The sequence below is a fragment of the Janthinobacterium sp. CG_23.4 genome (assembly GCF_029892305.1).
GTDB lineage: Bacteria > Pseudomonadota > Gammaproteobacteria > Burkholderiales > Burkholderiaceae_D > Janthinobacterium > Janthinobacterium lividum_D.
The window spans coordinates 1,018,203-1,038,334 of sequence record NZ_JARXUX010000001.1 but is presented as its reverse complement, the minus strand read 5'-3'; the positions used below and the strand labels follow the sequence as shown (position 1 = coordinate 1,038,334).

At 61.9% G+C, this 20,132-nt stretch carries 18 protein-coding genes and 1 pseudogene; 9 read left to right on the top strand and 10 right to left on the bottom strand.

The genetic code is table 11. The features are described 5' to 3' along the window. Positions 1–222: 222 nt before the first annotated feature. A pseudogene (locus tag H4V96_RS04560) lies at positions 223–515 on the top strand (IS5/IS1182 family transposase); the annotation flags it as partial. 68 nt (positions 516–583) lie between these two features. Here H4V96_RS04560 and H4V96_RS04555 read toward each other — a convergent pair. Together H4V96_RS04555 and H4V96_RS04550 are read right to left on the bottom strand one after the other, a co-directional pair. Further along, on the bottom strand, positions 584–1,927 hold the full coding sequence (locus tag H4V96_RS04555; RefSeq protein WP_196855312.1) for a GAF domain-containing sensor histidine kinase: 1,344 nt from the start codon (positions 1,925–1,927) through the stop codon (positions 584–586). Positions 1,928–2,395: 468 nt separating this feature from the next. Then, complete coding sequence (locus H4V96_RS04550; RefSeq protein ID WP_196855313.1) at positions 2,396–3,397, bottom strand: beta/gamma crystallin-related protein; 1,002 nt, start codon at positions 3,395–3,397, stop codon at positions 2,396–2,398. 404 nt (positions 3,398–3,801) lie between these two features. Between H4V96_RS04550 and H4V96_RS04545 the strand changes: the two genes are divergently transcribed. The 3 genes from H4V96_RS04545 (at position 3,802) to H4V96_RS04535 (ending at position 8,464) form a co-directional block, all read left to right on the top strand. Continuing rightward, positions 3,802–5,196, top strand: coding sequence for an MATE family efflux transporter (locus H4V96_RS04545; protein WP_196855314.1), 1,395 nt, complete (start codon positions 3,802–3,804; stop codon positions 5,194–5,196). Positions 5,197–5,214: 18 nt separating this feature from the next. Continuing rightward, positions 5,215–6,054 (top strand): PhzF family phenazine biosynthesis protein, encoded by an 840-nt coding sequence (locus H4V96_RS04540; protein WP_010395616.1) that lies wholly within the window; start codon positions 5,215–5,217, stop codon positions 6,052–6,054. Positions 6,055–6,253: 199 nt separating this feature from the next. Next, positions 6,254–8,464: a S9 family peptidase gene (locus H4V96_RS04535; protein ID WP_010395613.1), complete on the top strand. Its 2,211-nt coding sequence runs from the start codon at positions 6,254–6,256 to the stop codon at positions 8,462–8,464. A gap of 75 nt (positions 8,465–8,539) precedes the next feature. Here the strand turns inward: H4V96_RS04535 and H4V96_RS04530 are convergent, their stop codons facing one another. Next, positions 8,540–8,725 carry a CsbD family protein gene (locus tag H4V96_RS04530; protein ID WP_196855315.1) on the bottom strand — a complete coding sequence of 62 codons (186 nt, stop codon included), beginning with the start codon at positions 8,723–8,725 and terminating at the stop codon, positions 8,540–8,542. A gap of 626 nt (positions 8,726–9,351) precedes the next feature. Here H4V96_RS04530 and H4V96_RS04525 point away from each other — a divergent pair. Both H4V96_RS04525 and H4V96_RS04520 read left to right on the top strand, forming a co-directional pair. Then, the gene (locus H4V96_RS04525; protein WP_196855316.1) at positions 9,352–10,179 is read left to right on the top strand and encodes an HDOD domain-containing protein; all 828 of its coding nucleotides are present in this window, start codon (positions 9,352–9,354) and stop codon (positions 10,177–10,179) included. A 222-nt stretch (positions 10,180–10,401) separates the two neighbouring features. Next, complete coding sequence (locus H4V96_RS04520) at positions 10,402–10,653, top strand: flagellar protein FliT (protein ID WP_280720725.1); 252 nt, start codon at positions 10,402–10,404, stop codon at positions 10,651–10,653. A 416-nt stretch (positions 10,654–11,069) separates the two neighbouring features. On the opposite strand, the gene H4V96_RS04515 is transcribed toward H4V96_RS04520, so the two are convergent. After that, positions 11,070–12,203 (bottom strand): hypothetical protein, encoded by a 1,134-nt coding sequence (locus tag H4V96_RS04515; protein WP_196855318.1) that lies wholly within the window; start codon positions 12,201–12,203, stop codon positions 11,070–11,072. 172 nt (positions 12,204–12,375) lie between these two features. On the opposite strand from H4V96_RS04515, the gene fumC reads away from it, so the two are divergent. The 3 genes from fumC to H4V96_RS04500 all read left to right on the top strand — a co-directional run bounded on the left by fumC (position 12,376) and on the right by H4V96_RS04500 (position 14,495). After that, positions 12,376–13,770: a class II fumarate hydratase gene (gene fumC / locus H4V96_RS04510; RefSeq protein ID WP_196855319.1), complete on the top strand. Its 1,395-nt coding sequence runs from the start codon at positions 12,376–12,378 to the stop codon at positions 13,768–13,770. A gap of 96 nt (positions 13,771–13,866) precedes the next feature. Continuing rightward, positions 13,867–14,088: an RNA-binding S4 domain-containing protein gene (locus tag H4V96_RS04505; protein ID WP_010395599.1), complete on the top strand. Its 222-nt coding sequence runs from the start codon at positions 13,867–13,869 to the stop codon at positions 14,086–14,088. A gap of 122 nt (positions 14,089–14,210) precedes the next feature. Continuing rightward, positions 14,211–14,495, top strand: coding sequence for a DUF883 family protein (locus H4V96_RS04500; protein WP_196855320.1), 285 nt, complete (start codon positions 14,211–14,213; stop codon positions 14,493–14,495). A 4-nt stretch (positions 14,496–14,499) separates the two neighbouring features. Here the strand turns inward: H4V96_RS04500 and H4V96_RS04495 are convergent, their stop codons facing one another. From H4V96_RS04495 to H4V96_RS04470, 6 genes are all read right to left on the bottom strand, one after another. Next, positions 14,500–16,167 carry a DUF692 family multinuclear iron-containing protein gene (locus H4V96_RS04495; protein WP_196855321.1) on the bottom strand — a complete coding sequence of 556 codons (1,668 nt, stop codon included), beginning with the start codon at positions 16,165–16,167 and terminating at the stop codon, positions 14,500–14,502. A gap of 17 nt (positions 16,168–16,184) precedes the next feature. Continuing rightward, complete coding sequence (locus H4V96_RS04490; RefSeq protein ID WP_070345663.1) at positions 16,185–16,487, bottom strand: DUF2282 domain-containing protein; 303 nt, start codon at positions 16,485–16,487, stop codon at positions 16,185–16,187. A gap of 264 nt (positions 16,488–16,751) precedes the next feature. After that, a complete protein-coding gene (locus tag H4V96_RS04485; protein ID WP_029496221.1) occupies positions 16,752–16,952 on the bottom strand; it encodes a YjfB family protein in 201 nt (66 codons plus the stop codon). Positions 16,953–17,016: 64 nt separating this feature from the next. Continuing rightward, positions 17,017–17,535 (bottom strand): molybdopterin-guanine dinucleotide biosynthesis protein B, encoded by a 519-nt coding sequence (gene mobB, locus H4V96_RS04480; RefSeq protein WP_196855322.1) that lies wholly within the window; start codon positions 17,533–17,535, stop codon positions 17,017–17,019. Between the two features lie 203 nt (positions 17,536–17,738). Beyond that, positions 17,739–18,497 (bottom strand): general secretion pathway protein GspB, encoded by a 759-nt coding sequence (locus H4V96_RS04475; RefSeq protein ID WP_196855323.1) that lies wholly within the window; start codon positions 18,495–18,497, stop codon positions 17,739–17,741. Between the two features lies 1 nt (position 18,498). After that, a complete protein-coding gene (locus H4V96_RS04470) occupies positions 18,499–20,130 on the bottom strand; it encodes an ExeA family protein (RefSeq protein WP_196855324.1) in 1,632 nt (543 codons plus the stop codon). Between the last annotated feature and the right edge of the window lie 2 nt (positions 20,131–20,132).

Here is a 20,132-nt window from a genome sequence, read left to right as displayed (position 1 = left end):
AAGTGCCTGTGGCAAGAGTACACGAATTGGCCATGCCACAGCGCGCGCGCAATGCAACAGGCTATACAACAGGCTATACAACAGCACCCGCAAAACATCGCTCAAGCGGGCGCTGTAAGGAATGAGCAAAACACCTAGGGAAACGCTGATTTATTCGTCCCCCCCCTGCCGTCAGGGCCGCGAGCGGGCACGATTGCGCCACGTTCAGCGCCGACATGGCGCATGCCAAAGTCCCTCTCTGGTCTCGAATACGCCGCCAAGAAAAGCGCACGCGGCAAGACCGATCCTGGCTGAGATCGATAGCGTGACGCGTTGCTTGAGTTTCACAAGCGGTCGAACCGTTCTATCCCAACGTCGAGGATGCGAGTCGGCCGCCGATCGGCTTGGCACGCCTGCAGCGCGTGTTTGTGAGCCTGCTATGCTTCGGTTTATCCGACGAAGGCATTGCGGATGCGATTTACGACAGCCAGGCCATTGCCGCCGTCGTCGGCATCGACGCGGGCCACGAGTCGTCGAAAGCGCCCCTATATTCCAGGCAAATCCGTGACCTTGCATGTGGCCATGAAGAAAAATGCTACCGCCACTAGTATGCGCTGTCCGGTATCATCACGGAGAAGCAGCTACCAACTCCCGGAGTGCTGACCAGCACTATCGTCCCTCGCATGGCGGTACTGACCAGGTTGTATGTAGTATACAAGCCAAGGCCGCTGCCCCCCTGACCTAGTTGCGTCGTGAAGAACGGATCGAATACACGGCTTTGGTCCGCTGCCGATATGCCAACGCCATCGTCGCTCACTGTCAATTCGATGCAGCGTGCATCCGTCATGCGGGCAGCGACCGTGACATTGCCCGGGGCGCGACCAACGAATGCGTGACGTGCAGCATTTTCCAACAATTCGGCAAGCACATCGGCAAAAGCGCCGAGATAGCCGGTCATCGAAAGGTCTTCGTTGACGGTGTTGACGAGACGCAAACCTGGCACGGCCGCGGCCACGGTCTCGATAGTATGACGCAGCTTGAAGTGGCTCGGCGTCATATCCGTCGGATCCACGGAAATCCGTTTGAAGCTCGCTACCAGCTGCGACGCCCGCTCCAGATTACGCGTCAGCAGGAAGGTGCCATCATGCATCGCTTCACAAAAGCTGCTTAGGTCAGTACGCGTCAGGCCCGTCGCCATCTTGTCGCGAAAAGCCGATGCCTGATCTTGGATTGTGCTGGCCACCAGCATGCTGTTACCGATAGGCGTGCCAAGCTCGTGCGCCACGCCGGCCACCAGCGCACCCAGGGCCGCATTCTTGGCCGATTTCAACAGCTCGGATTGCATCGCTGTCAGCGTGGCAAGTGCCAGATTGAGTTTTTCATTTGACCGCTGCAGTTGCTCGGCATCGCTGTGTTGGCGGGCAATGGCGGCAGTCAGCTCGATATTACTTCGCTTAAGCTGCTCTTGCTGCTCTATGAGCCTTTGCTGCTGCTCCATTAACTCTAAATCGCGCTCGATACTCTTTTTTATTTCCCACATCAGCTCGACGTACTTTTCATGGTAGCTACGAGTTTTGTTATCGAGGACGCAAATAGTGCCGAACACGTTCTGGTTCGGCGCAAGCAAAGGTACGCCTAGATACGAAATCATGTCCAACGCGACGTCGGGATTGTCCTTCCAGTCAATATCGTCTAACGCATTAGGCACGTACAACAAGGCGCGAGTTTCCATCACCGTCTCACAATAGAGGCCCGTATTAAGCACGGCCATCTCGTTGGCGTGGTATGGATTGCCTACCCTTTGGGCGGCCACCAGCACTTCAATCTGCCCCGGCCGCACCCGCATGATCAGGCCAGCTGGCACCTCAAATACTTCGGCCATGACATCGACGGTATGCTGCCATTTATCCAGCACGTATTCGGGAATCGTGGACGCCGGATCAAGCATGCGATAGTCCTTTCGTATTGGGGCAACGGCTCGCCAGGCAAGATAGAGTATTGACGTTCCCTACCAGACAAGTCCAGAGTTGACGGTACAACATAACCATTCCCGCTGCAAGCCATCGCACCTCACGGATAGACAGTCCGCTTACAACTCCATGATACTCGGCGATAGCTAAGGAAGCACTGATTTATTCGCCCCCCGTTCACGTCGGTGCCGCGTCCTGTGACGATTACGCTACGTTCATCGCCCGACACCGCCCCTGCAAAAGTCCTTTCTGGTGCTCGCCGGCAGGCGCTTTACCGTCACCGAAACCCGAAGAGCGTCTTGATCGGCGAAAGGCGCCCGATGGGGCGTCAAATCGGTTCAAATTGCTGTCGTAGCGCGCCAAAAATCGATCAACGTTGCTGGCGTTGGCGTCCGACTGCACAGTTACCGATTACCGACTAAGAAAGCGAATTGACCAGCGGCTCCCTAGCGCACGCGGCGCAGCGAGGAAATCTGGTTTTCCATGCTGTTCAAGTGGCCGTATTGGCCTGGCCCAATCACTTCACAGCGACCACGGAAGTTCGAATCGCTGCATACTTCCCATTGGCCTTCGTTGACGACGATGGACGAGGCCCAGTCGTTGAAGTTGTAGCGCACCAGATCTTCCGCATCGCGGTCCAGCGCCAGCGGTTCGCCGCGCATGCCCGCTCCGGGGAACAGCAGGACGGCACCACGCTGCTGGTATTGCGGCTGCTGATACTGCGGATATTGTGGCTGCTGGTACTGCGGATATTGTGGCTGCTGGTAAGGCTGATCATACTGCTGCTGGCGCCGCACTTCGCTCTCGTCGAGCATGCGCGCCGACGAGACGCGCCCATCAAGGCCGCGTCCCAGGTCGTCGTGGCGGCCGGGCCCGAAGATGCGGCACACGCCGTTATAGTTCGCGTCGCTGCACAGCTGCCAGTAGCCGTTGTGGATGACGATGCTGGTGGTGCGGTCGTTGAAACCAATGCTGACAAAATCGTCCGTATCGCGATTCAGCCGCGCCGAGCCGCCATTCTGGCCTGCGCCCGAATACACTTCCAGGCTGCCGCCGCGGCCATAACCGCCATTGCCACGATCAGGATCGCGCCCCGGCCGGCCCGGATTGTAGCCATCGCCACGAGCCGACTCGCGCACCGAACTGATGGCATCGTTCATGCCCGGCATCGCGCTGTATTCGCCTGGCCCCAGGGTCTTGCATCTGCCGCGGAAGCCGGAATCGGTACACACATCCCAGGTGCCCGAACGCACCAGAATGCTCGACACCTTGTCATTGAAACCAAAACGCGACAGATCGTCCGTCGTCTCGCGCAGGCTCACGGCGCGGCCGCGAAACTCAGAATGTTCGAACAAGGTGATATCGCCCGCATGAGCGGCCGCATGCGCCCCCAGCGAGAGCAGCAAGGTCGCAGCGCATGCCAACGCGTGTTTCAAAGGGCCCGTCATGATTAACTCCATTGTGCATTCTTGGATGATGATGATCCTGACCGTTGCGCCAGGCTGCTAGTGTAACAAATACGAGGCCATGGAAAAGCGCAAGAACACCGCGCCGGCGCAGGCCTTGTCGTCTGCACGGCGTCAAACTTCATCCAGCGACAAGTGATCTCCATAACAACGACTGTCAGTGTAGTCGTGCATAAAAAAAACGGTGTAACAAAGTATCTGAAAAGCACAATATATTGTTACCAAAAGCAATCACAGGCGGCACCAAGCATGTGATTGCCATGCGCCTTGATCAACGCACAGAATCAACACACATGCGTCAGCGCGCTCCTGGGTACCAAGGGCACTGCGGCGGACAAGCACGGCGAATGCCGGTAAAATCTCGCGTTTAGCCACGTTTGCAGCCAATGCCACACACTACCTCGCTCACCCTGTCCGCCGTCCGTACTGAAGTTTCTTTACTGTGGAAGCTGGCCTGGCCCATCCTGATCGGTCAGCTAGCCACCGTCGGCATGGGCGCGGCAGACGTGGCGATGACGGGCCATACGAATCCCGAGGAATTGGCGGCCGTGTCGCTGGGCGCGGCCATCTGGTCCATCGTGCTGGTCACCGTGAGCGGCGTCATGATGGCAATCAATACCTTGGTGGCGCACGAAATCGGCGCCGCACGCCACGACCAAGTGCCGCACATCGTGCGCCAGTCGCTGTGGAAGGGGCTGCTCGTGGGCCTGGTGGCTTGCCTGCTGACGAACATGGCGGCACTGGTGTTCGACCACCTGATGCTCGAAGCAAATGTGGCGGCCAAGGCCAAGCTGTTCGTGCACATCATCAGCTGCGCGCTGCCGCCGTTCGCCGCCTATCGCGCGCTGTACGGCTACAGCACCAGCATCAACCAGACCAAGCCCGTGATGCTCATCGCGCTGGCCGCGCTGGGTCTGAACATCCTCATCAACTACCTGCTGATTTATGGCCACTGGGGCATGCCGAAGATGGGCGGCGTGGGCTGCGCCGTGGCCACCACCTGCTGCGTGTGGATGATGCTGTTGGCCATGCTGGCCTGGATCAGGATCGCCCCCGCCTACCACGCCACGTATCCGTTCACGCACTGGGAGTGGCCGCAACTGTCGTCCATCGGCCCCATGCTGCGCCTGGGCCTGCCCATCGGCGTGACCTACTTTGCCGAAGCGAGCGCCTTTGGCGTCATCAGCTTGCTGGTGGCGCGCTTCGGCGTGATCCAGGTGTCGGCGCACCAGATCGCCCTCAATTTCTCGTCCGTCGTCTTCATGGTGCCGCTCACGTTTGGCATCGCGCTAGTCACGCGCGTGGGCCACGCCGTGGGCGAAGCCAATTTGCGCCGCGCCCGCTTCATTTCGTGGGTGGGCGTGGCCATGTCGCTGACGGCGGCCATCGTCTCGGCCACCCTCATCACCATCTTCCGCCACCAGATCGCGCAAGCCTACACGTCCGATCCGCAGGTGCAAGCGCTGTGCGCGCAACTGCTGCTGTTTGCGGCCCTGTTCCAGCTGTCCGACGCCACGCAGGTGGCCACTTCCTGTGCCATCCGCGGCTACAGGGTGACGCGCCAGCCGATGCTGATCCAGCTGCTGGCCTTCTGGGGCTTCTCGCTACCCATCGGCTACGTACTGGGACTGGCACCGCAAGGCTTCCCCTGGTCGCCAGGCGAACCGATGGCCGCCGCCGGTTTCTGGATAGGCCTGGTCACGGGCCTGACAGTGGCTGCCATCCTGCTAAGCTGGTATTTAAACCGTTTGTCGCTGCAGCGCCTGCGCGCGGCCCGATAATCCAACGAGGAAAACACCATGCCGCAACAACGCCCCTTCAAGCAAGTCGATGTCTTCAGCACGGTGCCTTTCTCGGGCAATCCGCTGGCCGTGGTGCTCGATGCGAATGGCCTCGATGACGCGCAGATGCAGGCGATCGCACGCTGGACCGGCCTGTCGGAAACCACCTTCGTGCTGGCGCCGCTTAATCCCGCCGCCGATTACCGCGTGCGGATTTTTTCGCCGGAGATGGAATTCCCGTTCGCCGGCCACCCGACCCTGGGCACGGCGCATGCCCTGCTCGATGCGGGCATGCGGCCCAAGGGTGCGCGCATCGTGCAGGAATGCGGCGTCGGCCTGGTGCAGATAGAACGCGGCGCCGGTGGCATGCTGGCGTTCCAGGCGCCGCCCTGCACCGCGCGCGCGCTCGCCCCCGCGCTGCTGCCGCTGCTGCAAACAGCGCTGGGCGGCGCGGCGGCCGCTGGCGGCACCATCGTCGACATGGGCATCCGCTGGCTGTGCGTGCCGCTGCAAAGCGCCGCGACCTGCCTGGCTGTCCATGCCGACATCGCGGCACTGACGACATTACTGGCCGCGTCAATGGCTGACGGACTTGCCCTCTACGGCGCGCACGGCGCCGACGGACCGGCCGATTACGAAGTGCGCGCGCTGCTCAGCGAGCACGGTGCGCTGGTCGAGGACCCTGTCACGGGCAGCGCCAACGCCTGCATCGCGCACCTGCTGGCAGGCGCCGACTACCGCGTACGCCAGGGCACCTGCCTGCAGCGCGACGGCCGCGTGTCCGTCAATTTCCGCGATGACCACGCCTGGATAGGTGGCGCCTGCCTGACCGTGATAGCAGGTACGATATTGGCCTGAACTAGGGAAAGCGCCATGGAATGGGCGGCTGTCGGATATTTTCGGCAAAGGAAATACGGTCAGGAAGGTCTTATTCCGTGGCAGGGACTATCGCGTAAACAGGCACGCTCTGGTATCGTCTTAGGCTTAGGCAACGCTCGACCCTGGATGCCCTGTTCGGCATGCAGCGTTATTCATTCTTCCAACTACCGAGACATCCATGCGTTTTATTCTTTGTTTTCTGGCCGCGATGGCCAGCGTTCCCGCATCGGCTGAAAAGCTGACCCTGGAACGCATCCACGCCGATCCGGCGCTGGCCGGCCCCGGCATGCGCAACCTGAAGGTCTCGCCCGACGGCGCGCGCGTCACGTTCCTGCGCGGCCGCGCCGACAACCAGTTCCAGCTCGATCTGTGGGAATTCAAGCTCAAGGACAAGAGCACGCACCGCCTGGTCGACTCGAAGGCGCTGGTGCCAAATGAAATCATCTCGCCGGAAGAGCAAGCGCGCCGCGAACGCGAGCGCACGGCCAGCCTGAACGGCATTCTCAGCTATAGCTGGTCGCCCGATGGCAAGCAGCTCTTGGTGCCGCTGGCCGGCAATCTGTACCTGGTCGATGCAGCCCACCCGGAGCAAGCACGCCTGGTCGCCAAGGGCAATGTGCTGGACCCGAAGATCTCGCCAAAAGGCCGCTACGTGTCGTTCGTGCGCGATCAAAATATCTATGTGATCGACCTCAAGACGAACCAGGAACGCCAGCTCACCAGCGATGGCAAGGGCACGATCCGCAACGGCGAAGCCGAATTCGTGGCACAGGAAGAAATGGGCCAGCGCACCGGCTATTACTGGGCCCCCGACGATTCCGCCATCGCGTATAAACGCTATGACGAAGCGCCCGTACCCGTCGTGCGCCGCTTTGAAATCTTCGCCGACCGCACCGACGTCGTCGAGCAGCGCTACCCTGCAGCCGGCGATCCGAACGTGCTGGTGCAGTTGCTAATCGTCTCGCCGGAAACGGGTGCGCAGCGCCAGGTGGACCTGGGCTCGAATCAGGACATCTACCTGGTACGCGCCGACTGGAGCTTCGATGGCAAGTCGCTGGTCTACCAGCGCCAATCGCGCGACCAGAAGACACTCGATCTGGTCGCAGTCGATGCGAGCACCCTGGCGCAGCGCACGCTGCTGACGGAAAAGTCGACAAGCTGGGTCAGCATCCATGACGACCTGCGCTTCCTGTCGAACGGTACCTTCCTCTGGTCGTCCGAGCGCACGGGCCGCAACCATTTGTACCTGTACGACATGCACGGCAAGCTGCTGCACCCGGTCACTTCAGGCGCGTGGGGCATCGACAGCGTGCTGGCGGTGAACCAGAAAACCGGCAAAGTGTTCGTCTCGTCGAACCGCGACGCCGTGATCGACAAGCAGACCTACGCCCTGGCCCTCGATGGCAGCACGGCCGACCAGCCGCAGCGTCTGACGAAAGCCGACGGCTGGCACGACACGACGTTCTCGCGCAATGGCGAAGTCTTCGTCGACACGTATTCCGATCCGGCCACGCCACCGCAAGTGAGCATTCACCGTCCGGACGGCAGCATGGTGGGCTGGCTGGAAGAAAATGCGCTCAACACCAGCCATCCGTATTTCAAGTACAAGGCGGACCACCTGCCGACGCAGTACGGCACCCTGCAAGCCGACGATGGCCAAACGCTCCATTATTCCATCGTCAAACCGTCGAACTTCGACGCGAGCAAACGCTATCCCGTCTACCTGTCGACGTATGGCGGCCCGCACTCGCAGCACGTGGCCCGCCGCTGGGGCAACAACTTCGACCAGTACATGGCACAGCAAGGCTTTGTCGTCTTCCGCCTCGATAACCGGGGCTCGTCGCGCCGCGAGCGCGCCTTCACGGACGCCATCTATCACAAGCTGGGCGCTGCCGAAGTGGCGGACCAGCTGGTCGGCATAGCCTGGCTGGGCAAGCAAAGCTTCGTCGATCCCAAGCGCATCGGCGTGTTTGGCTGGAGCTATGGCGGCTTCATGACGCTGCGTTTGCTGTCAGCTGCATCCAGCAAGATCGCCATGGGGGTCTCGGTGGCGCCCGTGACCGACTGGTCGCTGTACGACACCCACTACACGGAGCAATTCCTCGGCATGCCTAAGGAAAACGTGGACGGCTACAAAGACAGCACCGTGTTCGCCCACCTGGACGGCTTGCAATCGCCGCTGCTGCTGGTGCATGGCATGGCTGACGATAACGTCTTGTTCAGCAACAGCACGCGTTTGATCGACGCGCTGGTCAACCGCGGCGTGCAATTCGACCTGATGACCTATCCGGGCGCCAAGCACGGCATCTCGTCGCGCGCGGGCCAGCGCCACGTGTACAAGAAAATTGAAATGTTCTTCAAGCAAAAGCTGGCCAATCCGGCGCCATAAGTTTCGCGCTGCACCCACAAAAAAAACCGCCGCCTGTCTTGCGACAGGCGGCGGTTTTTTCATGTGTACGGCGAGTTACGGTTTGCGCGTGATGGTTTCCACTGCGTCTTTCACATCGCCAACTTTCTTTTGTACCTTGCCTTCGACCTGGTTTGCCAGGCCCTTGGCTTGCTGTTCTTCGCTACCGACGACTTTGCCAGCGGCTTCCTGGACTTTACCGCCGACTTCCTTCAACTTACCTTCGACTTGATCTTTGTTCATGATAATTCCTCACTGTAGTTGCTTCATCTGCTGTCCGGCCCAACAGGGCCGGCGCTGCGGCTCACACGCTGCGGCAAACTGTTGCTGCGTGTCGATGTGTTCATAGTACGCAGCGACGATCAAAGGTTCTGTACGGTTCCTAACACAGCAGCGGCATCGCCGATGGGCAGAAGGCGCGCTCGGGCAAGCCCAGCCCACCTTGCAAAACATCAGCCGCATGGCGCGTCGCGTCATTCAAGTTTTACGCGCCCCACGGGTCGAACAGGTTTTGCGTATAAAAATTGCTGGCATTAAGCGGCTCGACGTCGGCCACCAGCCTTGCATTGTGATAGTCGATTGATCCATCCAGGAATAGTAAAAATCGCTGAGCTGGCGCACTGCCGCGTCCGTCTGTGGCGCTGCGCCCATGCGTTCGACGAGACCGATGATGCGCTCCTTGGCCGCATTAGCGAGGATGGCGAACGAGTCCCGGCGGCTGCGGTCAGCGGGAATGTCCGTGCTGCACAGCCAAAATCATCATGTTTTCGGGCCGAAAAAATGCCCCTGAAATTTTTTTGCATACGGACAAAAAACCGGCATATAGTTGCTTCATCCCATGACGCGCGAATGCCAAGGAGATTATTGCCATGCAACTAGAAGCTCTGTTCCAGCATCCCCACGCCCTGCCTGCCGCCCCGAAGATCGTCGATGAACTGGTGCGCAGTTTCAACAACCCCGCCATTGCCACCGAGGAGATCGCGCGCCAGCTGGGAGCCGACCCTGCCTTGAGCGCCAAGCTGCTGCGCTTGGCCAACTCCGCCTATTACCACGTCTCGCGCAGCATCGGCACGGTCGAAGACGCCGTGCTGATGCTTGGTTTTGTGACTGTACGCACGCTCGTCATCAGCTCGGGCCTGGTCAGCGGCTACAAGGCCGTACCCGGCCTGAACCTGCCGCAGTTCTGGCGCTACTGCCTGCATAGTGCCGTGTCGGCCCGCTGGATCGCCAAGCAGACGGGCGACAACCAGGATCTGGCGTTCACCATCGGCATGATGCATGCAATCGGCCAACTGGTGATCCATGCCGTCATGCCCGAGCAAGCCATGCAGCTCGACAAGATCGCGCCGCCGTTTGACGCGCGCCGGCTCAACGCCGAGCGCGCGTCGCTGGGCTATGACTATGCGCAAGTGGGCGCGGAACTGGCGCGCCGCTGGAAGTTTCCCGCCACCTTTGCCGAGGCCCTCGCCGCCTTTCCCGATCCGCTGGCCAAGGCACCGTTAAATCGCCTGGCCGCCATCGTGCACCTGGCCGCCTGGCGCGCGCGCATTGATGAAAACCAGTTGAGCCATGAAGAAATTATCGCTTGCTACCCCAGCGAGGTGGCTGAAGCGCTGAACTTGCCGCCCTTGGCGCTGGTGGACAAGATGCCGCCGCCAGCCGAACTGAGCGCGGGACTGGAAGAACTCGTCAAATAAAGGCATCGGTGGCGACAGTGTCCAGACAGCATCCATGCAGCCTGGCGGGCAATTGTGCTGCCCGCCAGGCTAGCTGCAAATTATTTTCACTTTTTTTAAAACATACCCTAAAGTTCCAGATGAGCACGCCGTTAATCTAGACAAGCGGTAATCCATTCACTAGTTACGGGTGTGCTCATGACCTCCAACGACGTTCTCTCGATGTATGAAAATATTGCAGGAATGACCAATAAAATGGTGGTCGCAGCGCGTTCGAGCGACTGGGATGGCTTCGATACCCTGGAAAATCAGTGCGCCGCCGCCGCCAGCCCTACCATGACAAGCAAGGTGCCTGCCCAGACCGGCGCCTCGCGCCAGCGCAAGATCGATTTACTCAAGCAAATCCTGGCAAACGACCGCGAAATCCGCACCATCACGGAACCGTGGATGACACAACTGTCGAGCAGGATGCCGGAATCGCGCGCCCACATGTAAATAAGTTCGTCGCACCAGTAACGACAAAAGCACCTGAGGGTGCTTTTTTTACATCTGCCGCCGTGCCGCGAGCGCAGCATTCGTGACACTCAAGCAGCAGGGAGGCGGAATATGGAAGGCGAACCCCAGGTATCTCCTGGCGTCGCCTCGCTGCCGGTTGCATCCGGCGTTCGCGAGCACATCGTCGGCATCGCAAACCGCTTCCAGGCCCAGGCGTTTATGCAACGCTACACCTGTTTGCCGCGCCACACTATCGTTGGTGACTGCGACAGGCTGGGACTGTTTTGTCGTAGAGCAAGTCCACTGAGTTGATCATATCACCATCTTTAAAATATAGGCAACACCGTAGCCAGGTATTTTTCTATCTTTTTTGAATATCTTTTTTAATATCAAATTTAGCTAACCTGGCAGCAGCATTAACGCGAGAACGGCTCCACTTCGGGCTCGGCCACCTCTGCCTCCACCGCCTCCGTCAACACTGGCACCTCTTTCTTGCGGCCAAACGGTTTGCGCAGCAAGACCCAGTATTTTGACGGCGCGCTCGTGCCAGGCGCTTGCTTGCGCTTGTGCTTGCGCTTGCGCACGACATACACAATAAGCGCCGTCAACAACACGAAGGCCAGGGTGCCAATACCGAGCCATAGCAAGCCATTTCCGCCTGCCTTCGCTTCCTTGTCAGCTGACGCTACCGCCTTCAGGGGCTTGGGCTTGGCATGCGGCGCCTCCGCCACGGCAACCGGTACGGCGGCGACGACGGGCAGCGCCAGTGCCTTTTGCAAGGCGCCGATCTTGCCTTCCAACTCACCCAGCTTTTCATTAAGTGCGGCATTTTTCTGATCCAGCGCCACGCACTCTTGTGCCTGCTCTAGCTTGGCCTGCGGCACGCAAGCGCCCGCTGGCGCCTTGGCGCGGCGCAATGGCGGCGGGCCAGCCAGCGTGGGTGCAGCGGGCGGCGGCACAAACACGCGCGCCGGACGCACCAGACCCTCGGCGCGCGCGCGGGCCGCCAGTGCGGCGAGATCGGGTGGCGGCGCGCCGGGCGCAGCGCGCGGCAGTGGCAGTGGCGGCGATAGCGGCACAGGCAGTGGCACGGGTGCAGGAATGGCGGGCCTGACTGGCGCACTGGCGGCGGCGATGGCGGTGGCCGGCGGTGCCGGCGTCAGCCACAACGTAGCGAGGCGCACGATGGCACCATTACCATTGCCCAGTAACAAATACAAATGCAAGTAGCCTGCCTGGATCGCTTGCGCCGTACTGACGCGCACATAGCGCCGCCCGCCCCGCTCCAGCGGGCTGATCGTCAACGCTTTCAGGGCCGGGTCCATGCTGATGCCGCCGCCCCGGTAGACATCGGGCGAGGCCAGGCGCACGGACACGCCGCCCGCTTCCTCGGGAGCCAGGGCCGTCAATTCGATCTCGACCAGCAAGGGCTGGCCCACATGCGACAGCAGCGCCATCTCGCCCAGTTCGGCCGCCATGACAGGCGACAAGGCCAGGCTGGCGGCGGCGCACGCGAGCAGGGACCAACGGGGAACAATGCTGCTTTGCATGGACTGATCGCTTTGATAACAAGATAAATAATCGGAACTCGTCTTTCTTTAACGGCAGGGAATCGCAAAAATATAGATGGGTCATGGCAAAAATGATGCCTTACAGCATTATCCTGTGCCTTTTTGGCGTCTGGAGTACACTCGATCCACCTCCACCGATGAAAGCGATGCCATGAGCAGCAGAATCGAACGCGACAGTTTTGGCCCGATCGACGTACCCGCCGAGCGGCTTTGGGGAGCGCAAACGCAGCGCTCGCTTGAGCACTTTCATATCTCCACAGAAACGATGCCGCCCGAACTGATCGCCGCCCTGGCCACCGTCAAGCGCGCGGCCGCCCACGTCAACCTGGAGCTGGGATTGCTCGATGGCCGCAAAGCCGTCGCCATCACGCAGGCGGCCGACGAAGTACTCGCCGGCAAGCATGCAGCGCAATTTCCGCTGGCCGTCTGGCAGACGGGCTCGGGGACGCAAAGCAATATGAACATGAACGAAGTGCTGGCCAACCGCGGTTCCGAGCTGATCGGCGGCTTGCGAGGAGAGCAGCGCCTGCTGCACCCGAACGACGACGTCAACCTGGGCCAGTCCTCGAACGACATCTTCCCCACCGCCATCCATGTGGCAGCCGTCCTCGCCGTCGCCGACACGGTCTTGCCGCCGCTACGCCAGCTGCGCGCCACCCTCGACGCCAAGGCCACGGCATTTGCCGACATCGTCAAAATCGGCCGCACCCATTTGCAGGACGCGACCCCGTTGACGCTGGGCCAGGAGTTTTCCGGCTACGTGGCACAGCTGGACTTTGCCGAACAGATCCTCACGGCAGCGCTGCCAGCGCTGCGGCAACTGGCCGCCGGCGGCACAGCCGTGGGCACCGGCTTGAATGCGCACGTCGAATTTGCCGACCGCATCGCCGCCGAACTGGCGCGCCTGACGGGCCAGCCATTCACCACGGCCAGCAACAAGTTTGCCGCCCTGGCCGCCCACGATGCCTTGGTGGCCGCGCATGGCGCGCTGAAAACCCTGGCGACGGCGCTGATGAAGATCGCTAATGACGTGCGCTGGATGGCATCCGGCCCACGTTCCGGCCTCGGTGAAATCAGCATCCCTGAAAACGAGCCGGGCAGCTCCATCATGCCGGGCAAGGTCAACCCGACCCAGTGCGAAGCGCTGACCATGCTGTGCTGTCAGGTGTTTGGCAACGACGTCGCCATCACCGTCGGCGGCGCCTCGGGCAATTTCGAGCTGAACGTCTTCAAGCCATTGATTGCGCACAACTTCCTGCAAAGCGCGCGCCTGCTGGGCGACGGCATGCGCAGCTTCGACACGCATTGCGCGCACGGCATCGCACCGAACCGTGTACGCATCGCCGAACTGATGGAACGCTCCCTGATGCTGGTCACGGCCCTGGCACCGCATATCGGCTACGACAAGGCGGCGCAAATCGCCAAGCGGGCACAGCACGAAGGCACGACCTTGAAGGAAGCGGCGCTGGGACTGGGCTTCGTGACAGAAGCGCAATTGCGTGCGTGGATCGTGCCCCTGGAGATGACGCGGCCCAACAAAAGTTAAGGCTCAGCCCGCATTATCGCTAGCTTCATGTAAACTATACCCTGAGTTGATGCCATCATTTGGTACTTAAAAAACATCATTGCAATAAGGGATATAATGCAAAAAGTAAGCTTTGATTTAACATCCGAGTTCGTCGAGCTGAACCAGCTATTGAAGCTGGTGGGCTTGTGCGACAGTGGTGGCGCAGGCAAGGTCATGGTCGATAGCGGCGTGGTGAAGGTCGATGGCAAGAAAGAATTGCGCAAGACTGCCAAGATCCGCGCTGGCCAGGTCGTCAGCGTGAGCGACATCCGCATCACGGTCGTCGCTCCAGCCTGACCCCGGCATGGGGCGCGAAGGCACCCCATGCATCCTGCCAGCGCCTGCCGGCCCGGCTGCCTGGATCGAGCTGCAACACGTCGCTATTGTCAGATAAATATCGATTGCAGAAGGGAAGCGCCATGGACCAACCCGAACAAGGTACGCGCAACCAGGTACGCCTGATCGGCGACTTGCGCCAAGTGATAGAAAGCGCGGAGGAATTGCTGCGCAACACAGAAAAATACACCAGCAGCCTATATCAAAGCGCGCGCGCCAGGCTGGAACAGGCCCTCGTCGCAGCTACTGCCGAACTGGCCCGCTTTGAAGAAGAACAAGTAACGCACATGATGGACGCCACCCTGGCCGCGAATGCCGTGTACCGCGATCAGACGGGCGAAGCGCGCGTACTGCGTGCCTTCGAGTAAGCGATCACGCCGACAACACTGCATGCGCCAGCCACTGGCGCAAACATGCCGCCAAGTCAAATGCGCTGTCCCGCTCGAACGCCGCATCGAGCGCGGCGCCAAAGGTCTGTCCCTGCTGCAAGGCCAGCAAGGCCGCATGCGCCCCCGCATCCAGTACCAGCACTTGCGCCTTCCAGCGCACACGAGATACCAGCGCCCAGCTCGCCACGTGCATCTCTTGCGGAAATATCCCTTGCCCTTCGCCCCGTCCCGCATGCTCCTGATGCTCCTGATGCGCCTGCCACAAGGCTGCCACTTGCCAGTGCGATGCCAACAAGGTGCAAGCGGGATGCAAGGCAAAACGGCGTGCTTCAAGTTGCTCAGGATGCAAGGCAGCCAGCGACTCGGGCGCCAGCGCTGGCGCATCTGCCGCGTAATGGGCCAAATGCAAGGCCCACTCCAGGCGCGCCATGTCCGGCAGGTAGGGCAAGTTGGCCGCCGGCGGGAACGCAGCCAGAAAATCGGCGAAACGGGCGCCAAACTGGTTCAAATCCGCATTATCGGATGGCATCTGCCGGCCATAGGCGCGTGCCAGGCCAGCAAAGAAATCCTCGCCCACCAGCGCCAGCACAACGCGATAGACCTGGCCCAGAGTGCGGCGCCAGGTGGCGCTCAAGTTGCCGCGATACAAAGAGAAACGCTCTAGCGGCGCCGCTCCCGCGAAGCCTGGCAGGGCTTGCGCGCCTTGCGCGGGATCGAGCAAGGCCGTGGCAAACGCTTGCTGCCCGGCCGCCAGCGCATCTAACGACACGGACAGCGATGGCGCTGGCGCTGGTGAGGACGACATCCCATGCCACGGCCGATGTTGCTGGTGGCGCGTCAACATGGCTTGCGCCTTGTCCGCTTCGCCCAGCAGGATATCGAGCGGCGGTAAATCCGTATCCCATTCGACCAGGGTGGGCACCGCGCCAAAGCGCTGCAACGCGGCTGCGTACAAGTCCCAGACGGGATCAGCCACGGCCGCGCCATGGTGATCGATCACGGCGCGAGGCGTCAGCAGATGGCCGCCCAGGTGCAACTCGCCCACGCTGCCCGGCGCGATCGCCTGCATGGCAAGCAAGGCATCTTCGCCGTGGTTGCACTGGTTCACATATAGATTATTGATATCGAGCAGCAGTCCACAGCCGCTGCGGCGCACCAGTTCCGCGAGGAATTGCGCCTCGCTCATGGCATCGTCGGCAAAGCGCAGGTAAGTGGAGACATTCTCCACCAAGATCGGCCTTTTCAGCGCATCTTGCACGCGTCCGACGCTTGCACACATGACGTCGAGGGCGGCGCCATTCAAGGCCAGCGGCAACAGATCATTGAGTTGCCGTTGCGCCACGGCACCCCAACACAGGTGCTCCGACACGAGAACCGGCTCGATCCGCTCCACCACGGCGCACACGCGCTGCAAATGGGCATCGGAAAAGCCGCGCGCCGAACCTAGGCCCAACCCCACGCCGTGCAGGCTGAGCGGATAATCCTGGCGCAGCGTGTGCAGCACATGACCATCCCAGCCCGATGGCTGCAAATAATTTTCGGTGTGCACTTCCAGCCAGCCCACGGCGGGACGGCGCTCCAGGAAATCGCGGTAGTGCGCGGCGCGCAAGCCGACGCCGGCGCCGGCAAGCGCTAGCACTGGCTGCGGCATGAGCTGATGGTGGACGCTTACGACTGCGTGGCCGGTTTTGTCGCCTTGCCGGCTTTGATGGGCTTCACGGAGCCGCCCGCCTGTTGGCACGTTCCCTTGGCAACATAGGTCCATTCCGTGGGCAAGTTGTCGGCCTGCGCCTGACCAGCACAAGAATGCGCGCCATCGGACGAGGCGCAATCGTTTTGCCCTGCCTTGGCGACGCCATAGCATTTTTCCTTGCTGCCAGAGGCAGGAGCATCGTGCTCGGCCGCGTTGACGGCAGTAGCGGCACAGATGCCCGCAAGGGCGGCGGCGATGAGAGCTTGACGTTTGTTCATGGATAATCCTCTTGCACGGGTCAAAGTAAAGGCACGCCCCAGGGTGCGCCATGGGCAATGCGCTGTAATGACTATCATTTTACTGAATCGGCCGCGCCGTGGGGAACTATCGCCAGCCAGTCATTTCGATGCAAGCGCAAAGGCAGGCATGAGCTATGTGGATAGCACAGCATTGCCCACGCGCCAGCGCGCCATCGTCGGCGACGCTGGCGCTGGCATGGGTGTTGGTCTGGCTAGCGCCAGACTGGCGCCGCAAGCCTGAACTCAGGCTGTGGTATTGATGCGGTTGCCGAGGTTAGGCGGCAGATTCGAGGCCGGCTGTACTGGTGGCAGCGCTGCCAGCAAGGCAGTGGCAGTCGAGCTTTGGATATCCTGGGCTTTTTTCAGGACAGTCAAACCGACGGCTTGCTGCGTGCCTGTCTGCGCCATCGTAGTTGACAGTTGAGCAATGCTTCCGACGTTCATACGTTTCTCCTATAAGGATCTACCAAGGTTAACGGATGGCGGCGGCAAACCTTTAGCCTATTTTTTAAAGTCTGTTCAGCAGCCAGGTTAGCACTTGTTCGCGCGCATTCAGGTCCAGCCATTGCACACCGTCGCGCAAGTCGGCCGGCGCCGGGCTGTCCGAGGCGACGGCGATCACCTGCAGGTCATGCGGATACAGAGGCGCCTGCCCCACTTCCGGACGGAACACTTCCAGCTTGGGGATGGGGTCCGTCTTGAAACCCTCTACCAGCGTCAGGTCTGCCGGCCCCATGCGGGCCAATTGCTGCGCCAGGCTCGGTTCCGGCGCACCGCGCAGCTCATGCACGATGGCAAAACGGTACGGCGAGGCTACCAGCACTTCTGCCGCCCCGGCCAGGCGCAGGCGGGCGCTATCCTTCTGCGGCGGCTCCAGCGCCAGGTCGTGGTGACTGTGCTTGACCAGGTTGACGCGCAAGCCGCGCGCCGCCAGTTCCTTCACCACAAATTCCAGCAGGGTCGTCTTGCCGCTACCGGAACGGCCGATCACACCCAGTACCGGGTGGGCGGGCATCGCATCGTGCATGGTCACTCCTTGATTGAGAAGCAGTGATTATACGCAGCCGCGCTGGCGCCAGCGCGCCGCCCCGAACGCTGGCGTGCCATGCGCGGCCGGCGCATGGCTGGCCGTGCACCGCAGTCGTGCATAGGGTAGGCCACGCCCGCGCGCCAATTGGCATGGCTAAGCTGCAAGCCATCGATGTCGGCGCGGCCTTGACGCGCAATGCTTCAATACGGCACGCGGTAACGATAGCCCTTGAAACTGAAGATGGCCGCCTTGGGCTGCAATTTTTCCAGCACCAGGCCAGGCGCCAGCTCCTCGCCTTCGTGGCGCAGGACCTTGTCGATCAGCAACAATCGGTCAGCCGGATTCTTCGAGTAGATATAACCGCCGATGGCGAGCGGCGGGATTTGCCGCTGTATCGGCTCGGGCAAGTCACGTGCGCCGGGCACGCTTTCCTCTGCGCCAGGCGCGAGAACAGGCACGGGTGCCGCTGCAGGCATTGGGCTGGCAAGGGGCGGCGGCGCGGGCTGGCCGGGCGTCTCTTGCCGGGGTTCCGCCACGGGCCTCGCATGATGCACGGGCGCAGCGCTGGCAGCTGGCGGCACGCTCGGAGAAAGCACGGGCATGGGCACCGGCGCAGGAGCCGCTGGCGAGACAGCCACCGGCAAGGCTGCGGACATAGCCTGGGCCTGCACGACGGGGACAACGGAAGCTGCGGCAGCAGCGCTAGGGGCGGCAGCAGTGATAGCAGCGGCAGCGGTAGGAGCGGCAGCGGCAGCGCCCGCCTGCCAAGGCTGCCACAGCAGCAGCGCGGCAGCCACGGCCACGCTGACGCCGCCCAGCGCCAGCCAGACGGAGGGGCGCCGCGCCGCAGAGGTCGCGGCTGCAGCGTGCAGCGGCACGTGCGGTGCGTGGATCGAAGGCAACTCGCCCAATTGGCGCTCGGCCTGCGATTTTTTCAATGCTTCAAGTATGTAGGACATCTTATTTCCCCGCCAGCATCGCCGTCGCAGCGGGTGCTGCCACGGCCGGCGCGGCGCTACTCAGGCGTGGCTCCGCGTTGTCACCCAGTTGCATCAGGCGTATATATGTTTTCGGGCCTGCCAAGCCATCGGCGCGCAAGTTCTGGCTCTGCTGGAAAGCACGCAGCTGCGCTTGCATCTCGGCGTCGAGCGCCAGTTTGGCGGCCGGCGCCGGCAAGCCCCTCTGCTGCGCCAAGCGCTGCGCCAGCCAGTCCACGTCGGCGCCGCGCGCTCCCAGCGGCACCTCGTCGCGCCAACTGCGCGGAGCGCGCCAGAAGGTCGTAAAACTGTCATCGCTACGCTGCACCAACTGAGCCAGGGGCAAGCTTTGAGGCTTACCGTCCAGCATCAGCGTGGCCGTCTCGCCCTGCAGCCGCGTCAGTAGCGCCAGCTGTTGCACTCCTTGCGCATCGCGCAAGGCCAGCATGGCCGGACGGTCCAGCACGCGCAGCTCGGCGATGCCGCCGCGGCTATGCAGACAGCGCAGGCCGGCGCGGGCGCCCACCTGGCAAGCGTCGCCGGGCGGCAACTGCTCGCCCCACAGCGCGGCCAGTTGGCGCAGCACGGCATTGCGGTCCGGCACGCCAGCAGGTGCGGACGCGGCCACCGCTGCGACCACTATGGCGGACACGGCCGGCACGGCGGCGGCGACGGCGGTCGATGCGGGCATGCCAGCGCGCGGCATGAAGTGCCAGGCCAGCGCGGCCGTCAGCAGCGCACCGGCCAGCACGCCGCCTGCCACGTGCGGCCAGCGCAGGCCCCGCCCGCTAGCTCGCTGCCCCTCTTGTGCAAACACTTCCTCGGCGGCACGGCGCAGTATCTGGCGCGTCACCTGCGGCTGGTTTTCAACATAGGCGCCCAGCAGCGCGCGGTCGCACAGCAGGTTGATGCGGCGCGGCACGCCGTGGCTCAAGGCATGGATCTGCGCCATCAGGCGCGGCGCGAACGGCGTCTGCGCGGTGCTGCCCGCCACGCCCAGGCGGTGGCGGATGTAGCTGGCCGTTTCCTCGGCCGTCAGCGAGCCCAGGTGATAGCGAGCGATCACGCGCTGCGCCAGCTGTTCCAGTTCGGGCCGGGCCAGCATGGCGCGCAATTCCGGCTGGCCGATGAGGATGATCTGCAACAGCTTGCGCTCGCTCGTCTCCAGGTTCGTCAGCAAACGCAGCTGCTCGAGCACAGCGGCGGAAAGGTTTTGCGCTTCATCAATGATCAGCAGATTATTCTTGCCCTGCGCATGGCTGGCCAGCAGGTGCGCATTGATGGCGTCGACATAGCCTTTCACGCTGGCCACGCCAGGTGCCAGGGCGATATGCAGCTCCTCGCAAATCGAGTGCAGTAATTCCTCGACGGAGAGTTTCGGATTAAAAATGTAAGCGAGCTGGCAGTTTTCCGGCATCTGTTCCATGAAGCAGCGGCAGACAGTGGTCTTGCCGGCGCCGATTTCTCCCGTCAGCAGCACGAAGCCGCCGCCACTGCCCACGCCATACAGCAAGTGCGCCAGCGCTTCGCGGTGGCGTTCGCTCATGAACAGGTAGCGCGGATCGGGGGCGATCGAGAACGGCGATTGCTTGAGCTGGAAATAATGCGTGTACATGA